The organism is Phytoactinopolyspora limicola (genome assembly GCF_011320225.1).
Lineage (GTDB): Bacteria > Actinomycetota > Actinomycetes > Jiangellales > Jiangellaceae > Phytoactinopolyspora > Phytoactinopolyspora limicola.
In genome coordinates this window covers 180,804-197,206 of the sequence record NZ_JAAOEN010000004.1, presented here as the reverse complement: position 1 = coordinate 197,206, position 16,403 = coordinate 180,804, and the positions used below count along the sequence as shown (strand labels likewise).

The 16,403-nt window shown below is 66.7% G+C and carries 10 protein-coding genes; 6 read left to right on the top strand and 4 right to left on the bottom strand.

From position 1 onward, the window contains the following. Positions 1 to 218 precede the first annotated feature (218 nt). Complete coding sequence (ileS, locus tag G8760_RS12480) at positions 219 to 3,506, bottom strand: isoleucine--tRNA ligase (protein ID WP_166351454.1); 3,288 nt, start codon at positions 3,504 to 3,506, stop codon at positions 219 to 221. Between the two features lie 723 nt (positions 3,507 to 4,229). Here ileS and G8760_RS12475 point away from each other — a divergent pair. The 5 genes from G8760_RS12475 to G8760_RS12455 all read left to right on the top strand — a co-directional run bounded on the left by G8760_RS12475 (position 4,230) and on the right by G8760_RS12455 (position 10,849). Further along, entirely contained in the window at positions 4,230 to 4,673 is a 444-nt protein-coding gene (locus tag G8760_RS12475) for a TraR/DksA family transcriptional regulator (RefSeq protein ID WP_166351452.1), read from the top strand. After that, positions 4,646 to 5,425 (top strand): signal peptidase II, encoded by a 780-nt coding sequence (gene lspA / locus G8760_RS12470; protein WP_166351450.1) that lies wholly within the window; start codon positions 4,646 to 4,648, stop codon positions 5,423 to 5,425. The genes G8760_RS12475 and lspA overlap by 28 nt, the downstream gene beginning before the upstream one ends. Next, complete coding sequence (locus G8760_RS12465) at positions 5,422 to 6,345, top strand: RluA family pseudouridine synthase (protein ID WP_166351448.1); 924 nt, start codon at positions 5,422 to 5,424, stop codon at positions 6,343 to 6,345. The genes lspA and G8760_RS12465 overlap by 4 nt, the downstream gene beginning before the upstream one ends. Before the next feature lie 408 nt (positions 6,346 to 6,753). Next, complete coding sequence (dnaE, locus tag G8760_RS12460) at positions 6,754 to 10,218, top strand: DNA polymerase III subunit alpha (RefSeq protein ID WP_207782343.1); 3,465 nt, start codon at positions 6,754 to 6,756, stop codon at positions 10,216 to 10,218. A gap of 46 nt (positions 10,219 to 10,264) precedes the next feature. After that, a complete protein-coding gene (locus G8760_RS12455; RefSeq protein WP_166351444.1) occupies positions 10,265 to 10,849 on the top strand; it encodes a hypothetical protein in 585 nt (194 codons plus the stop codon). A gap of 72 nt (positions 10,850 to 10,921) precedes the next feature. Here G8760_RS12455 and G8760_RS12450 read toward each other — a convergent pair whose 3' ends face one another. Beyond that, the gene (locus G8760_RS12450; protein ID WP_166351442.1) at positions 10,922 to 11,866 is read right to left on the bottom strand and encodes an ion transporter; all 945 of its coding nucleotides are present in this window, start codon (positions 11,864 to 11,866) and stop codon (positions 10,922 to 10,924) included. Positions 11,867 to 12,143: 277 nt separating this feature from the next. Between G8760_RS12450 and G8760_RS12445 the strand changes: the two genes are divergently transcribed. Beyond that, positions 12,144 to 12,713, top strand: a complete 570-nt coding sequence (locus G8760_RS12445) for a dienelactone hydrolase family protein (protein WP_166351440.1) — start codon at positions 12,144 to 12,146, stop codon at positions 12,711 to 12,713. A 42-nt stretch (positions 12,714 to 12,755) separates the two neighbouring features. Here G8760_RS12445 and ybaK read toward each other — a convergent pair whose 3' ends face one another. Together ybaK and G8760_RS12435 are read right to left on the bottom strand one after the other, a co-directional pair. After that, positions 12,756 to 13,262 (bottom strand): Cys-tRNA(Pro) deacylase, encoded by a 507-nt coding sequence (ybaK, locus tag G8760_RS12440; RefSeq protein WP_166352047.1) that lies wholly within the window; start codon positions 13,260 to 13,262, stop codon positions 12,756 to 12,758. 112 nt (positions 13,263 to 13,374) lie between these two features. Further along, positions 13,375 to 16,392, bottom strand: coding sequence for an alpha-mannosidase (locus tag G8760_RS12435; RefSeq protein WP_166351437.1), 3,018 nt, complete (start codon positions 16,390 to 16,392; stop codon positions 13,375 to 13,377). Between the last annotated feature and the right edge of the window lie 11 nt (positions 16,393 to 16,403).

Sequence of the window (16,403 nt, the reverse complement as noted above, 5' to 3'; positions counted from 1 at the left end):
GTCTGCAGATGGTGGACGGGACGGCACAGCGGACGCTCTCACGATCAGATGCATCAATGCGCCGACCAGCCCCGTTCACGCATCTGATCGTTTCCCGCTCACATAGCGGGACGCGATCAGATGCAGCGAGGTCTGCCGTTGCCGCCGATCGTGCACCTGATCGTCGCCGCAGAAAAGATCAGGTGACATTTCGAAGATCAGGTGCACGACGGGGAGGGTTAGGTGCGGCGGACGCGGAAGGTCAGACCGAGGTCGGCGTCGGTGTGGTCCGGCTCGCCGGCCAACGCTGCCACGTCGTCATAGACCGCGACCGCTAGGACCTCGTCGGATACCAACCGTTCGTGCTCACGCAGTGCGGCCGCCAGCTGTTCGGCGCCAGCAGCCGCGCTCCAGGCGAACTCGATCCGGTCGGATACGTCGAACCCACTCGTCTTACGGGCTTCCTGGACCAACCGGATGACCTCCCGGGCCAAACCGGCCCGGACCAGCTCCTCGCTCAACGTGAGGTCGAGGGCCACCGTCTCACCCTCTCGGGCGACCGCCCAGCCTTCACGTGGAGTCTCGGTGATGACGACGTCGTCCGGCCCGAGTGTGACCTCGCCGATTCCGTCGACAACGACGCTGGCCGCACCGGACGAGCGCAGGGCCGCCGCGAGAGCTCCGGCGTCGGCCGCTGCCACCGCGGCCGCCACGGTGGGGGTGTCCTTGGCGAACCGCCGGCCCAGGGATCGGAAGTTCGCCTTGGCCGACACGTCGAGCAGGGCGTCACCGGCATCGCCCGCATCGCCGGCAGCCCCCGCTCCACTGGCGGCGCTCAACGAGGTGACCTCGGCCACGTTCAACTCGTCGGCGATCTCCGCGCGCAGTTCGTCCCGCAGAGCGTCCCAGCCCCACGCGCCGACCAGGGCTCGGGCGAGCGGTTGCCGGGTGCGCACCTTCGACTCCGCCCGTGCGGCGCGGCCGAGCTCGACCAGGCGCCGGGTCAGGGCTACCTCTTCGGCCAGTTGGGTGTCGACGACCGCCGGGTCGGCCTCCGGCCAGCTGGCCAGGTGCACCGACTCTGGTGCGTCGGGGTCGACGGGGACGACGAGGTCCTGCCAGACCCGTTCGGTGACGAACGGCACCAGCGGCGCGAGCAGCCTGGTTAAGGTCTCGACGCATTGATGCAGAGTGGCCAGGGCGGCCGGGTCGCCGTCCCAGAACCGTCGCCGGGAACGTCGGACATACCAGTTGGAGAGGTCGTCGACGAACCGGGCTAGCAGGCTGCCGGCGCGCTGGGTGTCGAAGTTCTCCATGGCGGCGTCGACGTCGGCGACGAGTTGGTTCAGCTCGCTGAGCGCCCACCGGTCCAGCACCGGTCGCTCGCCCACCGGTGGGGCGCCGTGGGCCGGTGACCACGAGGCCGTCCGCCCGTACAGGGACAGGAAGGAGGCCGTGTTCCAGTAGGTCAGCAGCACCTTGCGGACGATCTCGCCGAGTATGCCCGAACCGATGCCACGGGACTGCCAGGGCGAGCCGCTGGCGGCCATGAACCAGCGCACGGCGTCGGCGCCGTGGGTGTCCATCAGCGGGATCGGCTCCAGGATGTTGCCCAGGTGTTTGGACATCTTGCGGCCGTCCTCGGCGACGATGTGGCCGAGGCAGAGCACGTTCTCGTACGACGATCGGTCGAATACGGCGGTACCAACCGCCATCAGGGTGTAGAACCAGCCGCGGGTCTGGTCAATCGCCTCGCAGATGAACTGTGCCGGGTACGAGTCGTTGAATACCTGCTCGCTGCCGGGCTCGTGCGGATAGCCCCACTGGGCGAAGGGCATCGAGCCGGAGTCGTACCAGGCGTCGATGACGTGCGGCTCGCGCCGGAACGTACCTGGTACGCCGGGCATCGTGAAGGTGACGTCGTCGACGTACGGGCGGTGTGGGTCGAGTTCGGACAGGTCTCGCCCGGCCAGCCTGGACAGCTCGGCCAGCGACTCCACGCAGACGAGGTGCGACGGATCTTCGTCGTTGCGCCAGATCGGCAGTGGTGTTCCCCAGAACCGGTTGCGGGACAGCGACCAGTCGACGTTGCCGCGCAACCAGTCTCCGTACCGGCCCCATTTGATCGTCTCCGGGTACCAGTTGGTCTTCTCGTTCTCGCGCAGCAACGCGTCCTGGAACTGGGTGGTGCGGATGTACCACGACGGCTGGGCGTAGTAGAGCAACGGCGTGTGGCAGCGCCAGCAGTGCGGGTATTCGTGTTCGTAGGTGGTGTGCCGGTAGAGCAGCCCGCGTTCGTCGAGATCCTGGGTGAGCGCGGTGTCGGCGTGTTTGAAGAACTGGCCGCCCACGAGGGGGACATCGGCTCGGAAGGTCCCGTCGGGTTCGATCGGGTTGACGACGGGCATCCCGTACCGTTTGCATACGCGGAGGTCGTCGGCGCCGAACGCCGGGGCCTGATGGACGAGGCCGGTGCCGTCCTCGGTGGTTACGTAGGTGTCGACGACGACGTAGTTGGCGACCGGGCCGCCGTCGTCGTTGGAATCCGGAGCAGCCAGTTCGACCAGCTCGAACGGTCGGGCGTAGGCCCACCGTTCCATGTCCGAGCCTCGGTACCGTGCGGTGACCGTCCATCCTTCGCCGAGTACCGCCTCGGTTAGCGGTTCGGCGACGACGAGTGTCTCCGAGCCGTCGGTGGCGGCGACGTAGGTGACGTCCGGATGGACGGCCGTTGCGGTGTTGGACACCAGCGTCCAGGGCGTCGTTGTCCAAACCAACAGGGCGGCCGTGCCGGCCAATGGGCCGGAGGTGAGTGGGAGCCGCACGTAGACCGACGGATCGGCGACGGTCTCGTACCCCTGGGCGAGCTCATGCGACGAGAGGCCCGTGCCGCAGCGCGGGCAGTACGGCGCGACGCGGTGGTCTTCCACCAACAGCCCCGCGTCGAAGATCTGTTTCAGCGACCACCACACGCTCTGTACGTACGACGGATCCATGGTGCGATACGGCCGGGTGGTGTCCACCCAGTAGCCCATCCGCTCGGTCATCTCCTCGAACGCGTCCACGTGACGCAGGACCGATTCCCGGCATTTGGCGTTGAACTCCGCCACCCCGTAGGTCTCGATGTCGTACTTCGATGACAGCCCCAGCTCTTTCTCCACCGCGATCTCCACCGGCAGGCCGTGGCAGTCCCAGCCGGCCTTGCGCGGGACGTGGTACCCCTTCATGGTGCGGTAACGGGGGAAGACGTCCTTGAACACCCGGGCCTCGATGTGGTGGGTGCCCGGCGTGCCGTTGGCGGTGGGCGGGCCCTCGTAGAACATCCACGTCGGGCGGCCCTCGCTGGCCTTCATGGCCCGGCCGAAGACCTCGTTGTCCGCCCAGAAGGTGAGGATGTCGCGTTCCATGGCGGCAAGCTCCACCTGCGCCGGGACGGCACGATACTGGCCGGGTTCAGAGGTGGATCGGGCGCCGGATGGGCCCTGGGCCGTGCCGGGCGAGGAATCCCGGGTGGTCGCGTCACTCATGGTGGTCGGTGTCCTCCGTCGAAAGTGCCTACGACGGAGGGACGAGGCGCACCCCGCGGTACCACCCTCCTTGGCCGCCGCGTGCCTGTCGGCGCGGGCGACCCACTTCGTTCAGACGCGGCCGGGTCTACTGAGCGCTCGACTGCCGCCCGTGGCGGCGCGCTGTTCTTCCGGCGGCTCCGAGGCGATGTTCGTCCGCGCGCGTACCACCGGGCTTACACCGTCCCCGGCTCGCTGTCGGCCGTGTGCGCGGGTTACTGACCCCATCAATGCCGTCTCGCACCCACAGTGTACTGGCTGCCAGGCACGCCGAGCACACCGTTTTCGGGCCGTCACCCCACCTGCTGGGCACCCCGCCGGGGGCCGCGTGGAACACATGGAGAGGTGATGTGCGTCTCGTTTCCGCCTTCTCGGAGGGCGCCGGCTCTGGTTCAGGCCACCGGCCGCGGCCGACCGGGACCCCGGGTAACAGACGTTGATGTCATCGCTGTTGGATGCATCAGCGCACGTTGTTATGGGTAATTACCATACCGTCGGCGCAGCAGTCGACACCGGCGCGGCCCCTGGCCGCCGCATCATGGCCTGCCGGGCCGGAGCGGGACACGAGTGCTGTGAGAACGCTGAGACCGGCGAGCTGATTGAAGGTGAGCTGGGAAAGATCTATCCTCACCTGACCCGGACAAAGCGTGGGCGGGCACACGGCAGACTAGGGGGTGCGTCGGGATGGCCGAACGCACGGACAGTGCAGGGACCGCTGCTAAGGCTGGCCAAGCCGCGGCACTCGTCGTCGGAACGGATGAGGAACCGTGGACGCCGGAGGAGCTGGCGGAACTCCGCGAGACACTGCGAAGTGACTCCGCGCGGTTGCGCGCGGAGATCACCGAGGCCGAAGAGGAGATCGCCGAACTTCTACGTCGTAGCACTGACGATGGCGGCGAAGACCAAGTCGACACCGGCTCGAAGGCTTTCGAACGCGAGCACGAGATGTCGCTGGCGGCCAGTCATCGGGAGATGCTGAACCAGACCGAGCGGGCGTTGTCGCGGATCGACGACGGCACTTATGGCGTCTGCGAGAGATGCGGCAATCCGATCGGCAAGGCTCGCCTGCTCGCCTTCCCGCGTGCCACACTATGCGTGACATGCAAACAACGACAGGAACGTCGCTGAGCCGCGACGATACACAGCAGGGACGGGTTCGTCGCCGCACGGTGATGCTGCTCGTCGTAGCCGCTGTTGTCTTGATCCTCGATCAGCTCACCAAAGTGTGGGCGGTCGGGGCGCTGCAAGACGGCCGCGTCATCAGCGTCATCGGAGACATCGTCCAGTTCCGGCTGGTCCGTAATCCCGGGGCCGCGTTCAGCATGTTCACCAATATGACGGTGGCGCTGACCGTGATCGCCGTGGTGGTGGTCGTCGTCATCGTCTGGTTGAGCCGAAAGGTGACCAGCCCCGTCTGGGCAGTGGCGCTCGGTGGCCTGCTCGGTGGCGCGCTCGGCACGTTGACCGACCGGATCTTCCGCGAGCCAGGTCCGATGCGCGGCCACGTGGTCGACTTCATCGAGTTGCCGAACTGGCCGGTCTTCAACATCTCCGACTCTTCGATCGTCGGCTCAGCGATATTGATCGCGCTGTTGAGCTTCCGCGGCGTCGCGTTCTCCGGCCAGCCGGCGGATGTGGTGGCCGTCGGTGACGGCACGGATGACGGCGATGTGGAGCCAGACGTCGAGGTTCCCGATATGAAGGCTGGCGCCGACGTTCCCGACGTGAGCGTTGGCGCCGACGGCCACGGCGCGGAGACCGGGTCAGGGGGCGAACCGCCCAGCGATGACTCCGAGCCAGCCACCAGGCCGGACCGGTCCGATCAGCTCGGCGGCCCCGACAACCACCCTGATCATCGGCCCGGAATCGGCGAGCGGTGAGCGGCCGGCGCGCGTTGCCGGTGCCGGAGGGGCTCGAGGGGGAGCGGCTCGACGCCGCGTTGGCTAGGCTCTTCGGCTTCTCCCGGACCAAGGCGGCAGATCTGGTGGAGAGCGGCCGGGTGCTGGTTGACGGTGTGGCGGAAGCGAAGTCCGCCCGGGTACACGCTGGTGGTTGGCTCGAAGTCGACATCCCCGAGCCGGCCGCGCCGGTAGTGGTGGTGCCCGAACGGATCGCCGACATGCGGATCGTGCACGACGACGACCACATCGTCGTGGTTGACAAGCCGGTCGGGGTGGCGGCCCATCCCAGCCCGGGCTGGAGCGGGCCGACCGTGGTGGGTGGGCTGGCCGGGGCCGGGTTCAGGGTCTCCACCAGCGGTGCGGCCGAACGCCAGGGTGTGGTGCACCGCCTGGACGTGGGCACCAGCGGGCTGATGGTGGTAGCGAAGTCGGAGCCGGCGTACACGTCGCTGAAACGCCAGTTCCGGGAGCGCACCGTCGACAAGGTGTATCACGCATTGGTCCAGGGCCATCCGGACCCGTCGCGGGGCACGGTCGACGCTCCCATCGGACGTCATCCGCAGCATGACTACAAATGGGCGGTCGTCGCCGACGGCAAACCCAGCATCACCCACTACGAGACGCTGGAGGCGTTCCCGGCGGCGAGCCTGTTGGAGATTCAGCTCGAGACCGGCCGGACGCACCAGATCCGGGTGCACATGAGTGCACTGCGGCATCCGTGCGTGGCGGATCTCACCTATGGTGCAGACCCCACTCTTGCCGACAGTCTGGGCCTGTCGCGGCAGTGGTTGCACGCCGTGCGCCTGGCGTTCGAGCACCCGGATACCGGGGTGGTGGTGGAGTTCGGTTCGCCGTATCCGCTGGACCTCCAACAAGCGTTGGACGCCCTGATCCGCTGACACCGCCCACCAGTTTTGCCGGTTGTCCCGCCCACCGGTTTTGCCGGTTGTCAGGCCGGACAAGTCTGCGGCCAGGGCCAACGCGGCTACGTGTCCTGACAGGTCGGCCGGCGGTGACCATAGGTGTTGACGTGTCAGGGCGGTTGGCGGTGTTGTGGCAGGTCAGGTAGTTGTCAGGCCGGACAGCGAGCAAGAGTGGGCGAGCGGCTCGGGGTGGCGCCGCAACGTTGTCGGGGAGGGCGCCTAGAGTGGGTGCTTCGGTTGAGCTGTCGCCTGGGGCGGGGGTCGCGCGGCTCGACGGAAGACGTTGGATTCTGCCCGCGTGGCTGCTCTAGGAGGTCTGGTTTAGTCGTGTCGAGCGCTGGGTCCGGGAACTTCGTCCACCTGCACGTGCACACCGAGTACTCGATGCTCGATGGCGCCGCCCGATTGGACGACCTGTTCGCTGCGGCGGCCCAACAAGGTATGCCGGCTATCGCCACCACCGACCATGGCAACGTCTTCGGCGCCTACGAGTTCTACAACAAGGCCAATGCGCACGGGATCAAACCCATCATCGGCACCGAGGCCTATCTGACGCCGAAGACGAGCCGGTTCGACAAGACCCGGGTCCGGTGGGGTGACGGGGGCCGGGACGATGTCTCCGGCAGCGGCGCCTATACCCACATGACATTGCTGGCCGAGAACACCGCAGGGATGCACAACCTGTTCCGGTTGTCGTCGCTGGCCTCGATCGAGGGGTTCTACTTCAAACCCCGGATGGACCGAGAGATCCTGCAGACATACGCCGGGGGCTTGATCGCTACCACCGGCTGTCCCAGTGGTGAAGTCCAGACGCTGCTGCGCCTGGGTAAGTATGAGGAGGCCGTAGCCTCCGCCGCGGAGTTCCGCGACATCTTCGGTGCGGACAACTTCTTCGTCGAATTGATGGACCACGGTCTGTCTATCGAAACCCGGGTTCGGGAAGACCTGCTGCGGCTGGCCAAAGACCTCAGCCTGCCGCTGCTGGCTACCAACGATCTCCATTACACCCACAAGGAAGACCACAAGGCGCACGAGGTCCTGCTGTGTGTGCAGTCGGGCTCTACCCTGGCCGATCCGAAGCGGTTCAAATTCGATGCGGAAGATTTCTACCTGAAGTCCGCCGCGGAGATGCGGACCCTGTGGTCCGAGCTGCCGGAGGCCTGTGACAACACCCTGCTCGTAGCCGAGCGGTGTGAGGTGAAGTTCATCGAAGAAGCCGGCCGGTATATGCCGCACTTCCCGGTGCCCGACGGCGAAGACGAGACATCCTGGTTCGTCAAAGAGGTCGAGCGGGGTCTGCGGAGGCGATACCCCGACGGTATCCCGGACGAGGTTCGCAAGCAGGCGGAGTACGAGACCGAGGTGGTCACCGGCAAGGGGTACGCCGGGTATTACCTGATCGTCGCCGACTTCATCAACTGGTCGAAGAACAACGGCGTGCGGGTGGGCCCAGGCCGTGGTTCGGGTGCCGGATCGATGACGGCATATGCCATGGGTATCACCGATCTGGATCCGCTGAAGCACGGCCTGATCTTCGAGCGGTTCCTCAACCCTGAACGAGCCTCGATGCCGGACTTCGACGTCGACTTCGACGAGCGTGGCCGCGGTGAGGTGATCCGGTACGTCACTGACAAGTACGGCAGTGACCACGTGGCGCAGATCGTCACTTACGGCACTATCAAGGCCAAGCAGGCGTTGAAGGACGCCTCTCGGGTGCTGGGTTTCCCGTTCGCCATGGGGGAGCGGCTCACCAAAGCCATGCCGCCGTCGGTCATGGGCAAGGACATCCCGCTCACCGGCATCTTCGACCAGCAGCACAAACGCTACTCCGAGGCGGGAGAGTTCCGGCAGCTCTACGAGTCGGATGCCGACGCCCGTAAGGTCGTCGACACCGCGATGGGTCTGGAGAACCTGAAGCGTCAGTGGGGTGTGCACGCCGCTGGCGTGATCATGTCCTCCGAGCCGCTGCTGGACACCATCCCGATCATGAAGCGGGAGCAGGACGGCGCCATCATCACGCAGTTCGACTACCCGACCTGCGAGACGCTCGGCCTGGTCAAGATGGACTTCCTGGGCCTGCGCAACCTGACGATCCTCGACGACGCGTTGAAGAACATCGTTCGCAACGGCAAGGAACCCGTCGACCTCGATACCTTGCCGCTAGACGATCCGGCCACGTATGAGCTACTCGGGCGTGGCGACACGCTGGGTGTCTTCCAGTTCGACGGTACGGGCTACCAGCAGTTGTGCCGGTTGATGCAGCCGGACTCGTTCGAGGACATCATCGCGCTGGGTGCGCTCTACCGCCCGGGCCCGATGGGCACCAACACCCACATCAACTACGCGTTGCGCAAGACCGGCAAACAGCCGATCACCCATATCCATCCCGAACTCGGCGACGCACTCGATAAGTTGCTCGGCGAGACGTACGGTCTGCTCGTTTATCAGGAGCAGGTCATGGCGATCGCTCAGCAGCTAGCTGGGTACACGCTCGGCAAAGCGGATCTGCTCCGGCGCGCTATGGGCAAGAAGAAGCGCGAGGTGCTCGATGCGGAGTTCGTCGGGTTCTCGGAGGGGATGCGGGCCAACGGTTTCTCCGACGCGGCCATCAAGACGTTGTGGGACACTCTGGTGCCGTTCGCCGACTATGCGTTCAACAAGTCGCATGCGGCGGCCTATGGGGTCGTCTCCTATTGGACGGCTTTCCTCAAAGCGAACTATCCAGCCGAGTACATGGCCGCCGTGCTGACCTCGGTTCGGGGCGACAAAGACAAGACGGCGCTGTATCTGGGGCAATGCCGGCGGATGGGGATCAAGGTGCTACCTCCGGACGTGAACGAGTCCGAGGGAGACTTCACCCCGGTCGGCACCGATGTCCGGTTCGGGCTCGCGGCCATCCGCAACGTGGGTACCAACGTTGTCGACGGCGTCGTTGCCGCACGTAAGAGCGAGGGCCGGTACGAGAGCTTCCCCGACTTCATGAACAAGGTCCCCGTGCCGGTGTGTAACAAGCGGGTGGTGGAGTCGTTGGCCAAGGCCGGGGCGTTCGACTCCATGGGTTATGCCCGACGTGCGCTGGTGGCCGTCGTCGACGAGACCGTCGACGCCGTCATCACCCTCAAACGTAACGAGGCCATCGGGCAGTTCGACCTGTTTGGTGGGGCCGGGGAAGAGAGTTCCGGGCTCGAGGTCACCGTCCCGGAGCTGTCCGAGTGGGACAAGAAGGTCAAACTCGGCTTCGAGCGGGAGATGCTCGGCCTGTATGTCTCCGACCACCCACTACTCGGGTTGGAGCACGTGCTCGCGTCGGCGGTGGATCGTCCGATCTCCGCGTTGAGCGATGAGGCGGAGGTCCCCAGCGGCACAACGCTCACCATCGGCGGGTTGATCACGAGTGTTCAGCGTAAGGTCACCAAGCGGGGCGATACCTGGGCGATCGCGACGGTGGAAGATTTGGAAGGTGCTATCGAGTGCCTGTTCTTCCCGGCGACGTACCAGTTGCACGCGATGCAGCTGATCGAGGACGAGATCGTCACGGTGAAGGGGAAACTCGATCGGCGGGATGAGGCTCCACAGTTCATCGCCAGCGAGCTGAGTATGCCCGATATCTCGCAGGCACCCACCGGTCCGTTGACGGTGACGATGCCGCTGGCCAAATGCACCCCGCCGGTGGTCGAGCGGTTGAAGGACGTGCTGGCCACTCACCCGGGGGCCACCGAGGTTCACCTGAAGCTGACGGGCTCGGAGCGGGTGACGGTCATGCGCCTGTCCGACACGTTGCGCGTGTCGCCGTCGCCGGCGTTGATGGGAGATCTGAAGGCGCTGCTCGGCCCGGCATGCCTCGTCTGATGAAATGGGCGGGTGTGTGGTCGCCTCTCCCTGATGTCGGTGCGGTATGAGCACTGATCCGTGGATCGCGCCGAGCGCCGAACGTGCGCCGGGCCGGTCCCGTGGCCGTGCGGGTGGCCGCGGCCGTGGGCCTACCCCGGCTCGGGTCGGTACCGAGATCGCTGTGGTGTCGATGGTGATCGGGTTGCTGTTCGGCGCCGCCTGGTGGGTGTTGAGTCCGGACATCACCGGTGAGGTCGCCGAGAACGGCGTGGCGGGGACCCTCGCCGAAGCCCGTCAGATGTTCGATCAGGTCGCCGTGTTCACCCTGCTCGGTGCCGCGATCGGGGTGGTGCTGGGAGTGGTGTTCGGTATGCGGCACCGGCGGCGTCCGGTCACCACCTTGTTGGCTCTTGCGATGGCCGGTTTGGGGGGATCTTTGCTGGCTTTGGGGGTGGGCATCGTTCTAGGTCCGTCGATGGGCGACGAGGAGCCCGGCACCAGGGTTGAGCTGCCGATGGAGTTGGAGGCGCCGGCGGCGCTGTTCGCGTGGCCGATTGTTGCGGTTGTGGTGGTGACCATCATCTCGTTGTTGAGAGACGACCGGAGCCCGTGGGTGTGGAACGGCCGCCGCCCCCACCACCCCCGGTGATCGTCAGCGGATTCCTGTCGTGCTCAGGTGATCGTCAACGGATACTCGTCGTGGTTTCACAGCAGAAATCTGCTAACGATCACCGCGGTGGTGGGGGAGGTCGCCGAGCCGGCGTTCCAACGACGCGACCTGCTGCCGCAGGGCGGTGATCGCCTCGAGGAGTTCGTCGTCGCGTCCGGCGGTGTTGTTGTTGCTCGGGGGAGCACCGTTGGTGGTGCCGAGGCCGTCAGCCGGGGTGGGCTCATTGGCCGGGCCAGGATCGTCGTCCCGCTCTTTCTCTTTCTGCCGGTCGAGAGCCTCGACGGTGACCGCGATGAACAGATTCAGTACGACGAACGTCGTGATCACCACGAACCCGAGGAAGAACAGCCAGGCGGCGGGCTGCTGGCGGCCAATGGGTTCGACGATGTCGCCGAGGCCGCCGTCGCCGGTCATGATCCGGAACATCGAGGTGGCCGTCTGGCCGAGTGAGCCGAAGTGTTCGGGGGAGATGGAACTGAACAGGTTGGTCGCCATGACGATGCCCACGTAGTAGAGGATCACCAGCAGCGCACCAATCGAGGCGATGCCCGGGATGGCGGTCACCAAGGCACCAATCACTCGGCGCATCGACCGAACCGTCGACAGCAGCCGCAGCACCCGCAGGACCCGCAGCACACGGAGTACGGCGGCGTCACCCGAGGCGGGGATCATGGCGATGACGACGACGAAGAGGTCGAACAGGCCCCATCCGGATCGGAAGAACGCACCTCGGTGGGCGTAGATGCGCAGCGCCACCTCCACCACGAACACCGCCAGGATGCCCCTGTTGAGCGGGGTGAGGACACCACCCCAGCGGGCCGTCACCTCGTCGTAGGTCTCCAGTCCGAGGAGGCCGGCGTTGATGACGATGAGCGTGATGATGAATCGCTGAAATGTGCTGGACTCGACCAGGCTGGTGACCCGTTGCCGGGCGGTCGGGGGTGATGCGGGACGGGCATGAGGTCGCTCCAGTGTCCCGGTCGCCCGGTCGGTCATGTAGTGATCCTTGATCTCTCGTGGCGTTTGCCCGTGGGATCAACGCTGATCCAGCAACCAGGTCCGGTGGGGCCGCAACGGACATTTTCCCACAAGCCCCACGCTGTGGTGGAGGTGTGGGCTGCGCCTCGGGCCGCACGTCGCCCCGTAGATCGTGATAACTTCGGCTCCGCTGCACGTTGTGGTGAATCGAGGAGGTGAGTCCGATCAACGATGTGACAGGTCGGGACTCCCTCCTTCGGATGGCCTAGGGAGTGCCCGCAGGAGGCCCGGCGTCGTGGCCCGGGCGCGCCGCTTCGTGGCCGAAGGTGATTTCGCGGTGGCGGCGGTAGACGTGCCCGGCCACGGCGATCGGCCGAAGGATGAGGAGTACGACCGGATCGCGAGCGAGAACCAGGCTCGGGTGGCTGCCGGAGCGGAGTTGGCTCCCCTGATCGCTGGTTTCCAGGCGCTGGTGGCACGCCAAACCGTCCCGGAGTGGCGGGCTGTCCTGGATTCGGTCCAAGAACTTGAGCACGTCGGCGCCGGCCCGGTTGGTTATTGGGGAGTGTCGTTGGGGTGCGGACTCGGCATTCCGTTTATCGCTGCCGAACCACGGGTCCGCGCGGCGGTCGTCGGCTTGGGCGGCGCGCTGGCATCAGCCGAGGCGGCCGCAAGGATCACCGTCCCGGTGGAGTTTCTGGTGCAGTGGGACGACGAGCGGGCGCCTCGGGCGCAGAGTCTGGCGCTGTTCGACGCCTTGGCATCAACCGAGAAGACGCTGCACGCCAACCCCGGCAGGCACGCGGAGATCCCGGCGTTCGAGCTGGACAGCGCGTTGCGGTTCTTCCTCAGACACCTTGGTTGACGCCGCGGCCCCGAGCGGCTCCCCAGATCGGAGGCGTTGAGGTCATGGTCGAGCGATCGGAGCGGTCGATGCTGCCGTGAGTTCAACGAGGTGTTTAGGTGAGATCTCGATGTCCAGGCCCCGGCGCCCAGCGGAGACGTAGATGGTGGCATGGGTGGTAGCGCTCTGGTCGATGACGGTGGGCAGCAGCTTGCGCTGCCCGAGCGGGCTGATGCCGCCGGCGACGTATCCGGTGCTCCGTTCGGCGGCGGCGACGTCGGCCATGACTGCGCGCTTGCCGCCGACGGCGCTGGCCAGCGCCTTGAGGTCGAGTGAGCCAGTGACGGGGACGATGCCGACGACGAGGCGCCCGGCGTCGACGTCGGCCAGCAGCGTCTTGAAAACCTGTTCGGCCGGTACACCGAGGGCGGCCGCCGCCTCTAGACCGTAGGACTCGGCGTCGGGGTGGTGATCGTAGGGGTGCAGGGTGAACGGCACACCCGCGCGTTCCAGCATGACCGTCGCGGGTGTGCCTTTGCCTGCCTGTTTCTTCTTGGCCACATCGGACATCATCGCAGGAACGGTGCGCCGGTGGCCCACTTCGCTACCGCCAGATGGCGTTAGGGGCTGAAAATCGCTCTGACGGCCATCTGGCGGTAGCGAAGTGGGGAAGCGGTCGTGGCTAGCGTCGGGTGAGGCGGAGGGTGACGATCTGGAATGGGCGCATCCGCAGGGTGACGGCATCGTCGTCGACCGCCAGGGCGCCGTCGTCGTCCGGGCGCTCTAGCAGATCGGTGGTGACCGCCGAGGCCAGCGGGAAACCGGCGGTGAGGACGGCTGTTGCCCGCCCGCCTCTGGACTCGTACAGGCGCACCACCACGTCGCCGGTGCCGTCGTCGGCGAGTTTCACCGCTTCGACCACGACGGCGTCGTTGTCCACCGTCACCAGTGGCTCGACGTCGTGGCCTCCGGTGATCGCCCGCTCGGGCAGGTTGATCCGGTAGCCCTCGCGGACGGCGTCGCCGATCTCCGCACCGGGCACGAGCGCGTACCGGAACGAATGCCGCCCCTGGTCGGTCTCCGGGTCGGGGAACCGGGGGGCGCGCAGCAACGACAGCCGCACCGTCGTGGTGGTGCCGCCGTCGTCGCGTACGTCGCGGGTGACGTCGTGGCCGTAGGTGGAGTTGTTGACTAGCGCCGCACCCCAGCCTGGTTCGGCCACGTGGAGGAAGCGATGGGCGCAGATCTCGAACTTGGCCGCCTCCCACGACGTGTTGGTGTGTGTAGCCCGCTTGACGTGGCCGAATTGGGTTTCCGACGACGACGCCTCGGCCCGCAGGTCGAGCGGGAACGCCGCTTTGAGCAGTGTTTCCGACTCGTGCCAGTCGACGGCGGTCTCGAACTCGACGACCCGGCTGCCGGCGCGCAGCGTGACGGTCTGGATCACCCGGGTCTTCGAGGCATCGGGACTGCGTTCGACCCGAACTGTCGCCTCCGACGGCGTGTCGCGTTCCACCTCGACGACGTCGGCGTCGTCGAGGTTGGTGACGCTGTTGCGGTAGTACTCCTCGATGTCCCAGGCGTCGTATTGGATGGGGAGGTCGGGGTGTAGTTGCAGCAGGTTGGCCGGTTGTCCGGGCGCGATCGCCTCCCGGCCGATTGTGTGCTCGACGACGGACGTCACCAGGCCATTCGGATCGATGACGACGCGCAGTAGACCGTTGTCGAGAACATAACCGCCGTCCTGCTCGCTCACCGTGGCCGGAGCGTCGTCGGAGGCGGGGATGAGGCGCGCGCCACCAGCGGCGACGCCATGGCGCGGGTGGGGTGCGGCGTTGAACGTCACAGTCCGGTCGCCGTCGCCGGCCAGCGCGGACTGGGCATCGTCGATGATCTGGTTGAGCTCACCAGCGACGGCCGCATAGGTTTCGGCGGCCTGCCGGTGCACCCAGGCGATGGACGAACCGGGCAGGATGTCGTGGAACTGATGCAGCAGCACTACCTTCCACAGCCGGTCCAGCTGCTCGTACGGGTAGGTGAACCCGGTGCGCACGGCCGCGGTGGCGGCCCACAACTCGGCCTCGCGCAGCAGGTGTTCACTGCGCCGGTTGCCCTGCTTCGTCTTCGCCTGCGACGTGTAGGTGCCGCGGTGGTACTCCAGGTACAGCTCACCCACCCAGACGGGTGCGTCGGGATAATCCGCCTCGGCTTTGGCGAAGAACGCCGCCGGCGGCTCGATGGTCACCTGCGGCGCACCGTCGAGATCGTGCAGCCGGGCGGCCCGGGCGAGCATCTCGCGGGTGGCGCCCCCGCCGCCGTCGCCGTGCCCGAACGGCACGAGTGAATGGCGGGTGTTGCCCTTCTCGCGGAAGTTGCGTACGAGGTGTGCCATCTCCTTGCCGGTGAACTCGCTGTTGTAGGTGTCGACGGGCGGGAAATGGGTGAACACCCGGGTGCCGTCGATACCCTCCCACCGGAAGGAGTGGTGCGGGAAGGTGTTGGTGGTCGACCAGCAGATCTTCTGGGTGAGGAACCACCGCGACCCGGAGAGTTTGACCAGCTGGGGGAGGGCAGCGGAGTAACCGAAGGAGTCCGGCAGCCACACCTCCTCGGTTTCGATGCCGAATTCTTCGGCGAAGAATCGCTTGCCGTGCACGAACTGCCGGGCCATCGCCTCACCACCGGGCATGTTGGTGTCGGCCTCCACCCACATGCCGCCCACGGGGATGAATCGGCCCTCGGCGACCTTCTTCGTGACCTGCTCGTACACCTCCGGCCGGTGCTCCTTGATCCAGGCCAGCTGCTGCGCCTGCGACATGGCGAACACGAACTCGGGATGTTCGTCCATGAGTGCGACGGTGTTGGACGCGGTGCGGGCCACTTTGCGCACGGTCTCCCGTAGTGGCCAGAGCCAGGCGGAGTCGATGTGGGCGTGGCCGACGGCGCTGACCTGGTGGGCCGAGGCGTGGGCCGGGGTAGCCAGCGCTGGCGCGAGGTGCTGCCGGGCCGCGGCTGCCGTGCCGTTGACGTCGTGTAGGTCGAGGGCGTCCAGGGCACGGCCGATGGAGCGTAGGATCTCCCAGCGTCGTTGCTGGTCGACCGGTAGTTCGTGCATCAGCTGGCCGAGCACGTCGAGATCTTGGACGAGTTCCCACACCGTCTGGTCGAAGATGGCCAGGTCGGCTTGGACGAGCCGGTAGATCGGTTCGTCGCCGGCGGTGCTTTTGTCGCCGAGCAAGGTGACAGGTCCGTGGATGACCGGGTTGGCGGCCGCCTCGACGTAGAAAAGGACGTCTTCGCCGCCGGCGGCGGGCTCTCCGATCCGGACCCAGCGGCTGCGCGGGTGCAGGCCCTTCACCGCGCTCCCGTCGGGCAGATAGACCAGTCCTTCGGCGGTGAAGCCGGGGCCGGGGCCGGTGAAGCCGATGTCGACGACGGCCTCGACCGTACGCCCCGCCCACTCGGGGGGAATGGTGCCGGACAGCCGGAACCAGGTGGTGCCCCACGGCGGTCCCCAGCGGTCGCCGACGGCCGCGGGGGTGTAGTCGGAGGTGAGACCGGTAGCTGGTGGGACTGGCTCGCCGGGGGCATGCCAGGCCGCGACCGTGAGCTGACGGGTCTCCGGATAGACGGCCGGGCGGATTCGCTCCCGCAGGACACGATCCAGCCGGTCTTCGATCAGCGTGCGGTCGTCGTGCATCGGGCCACACC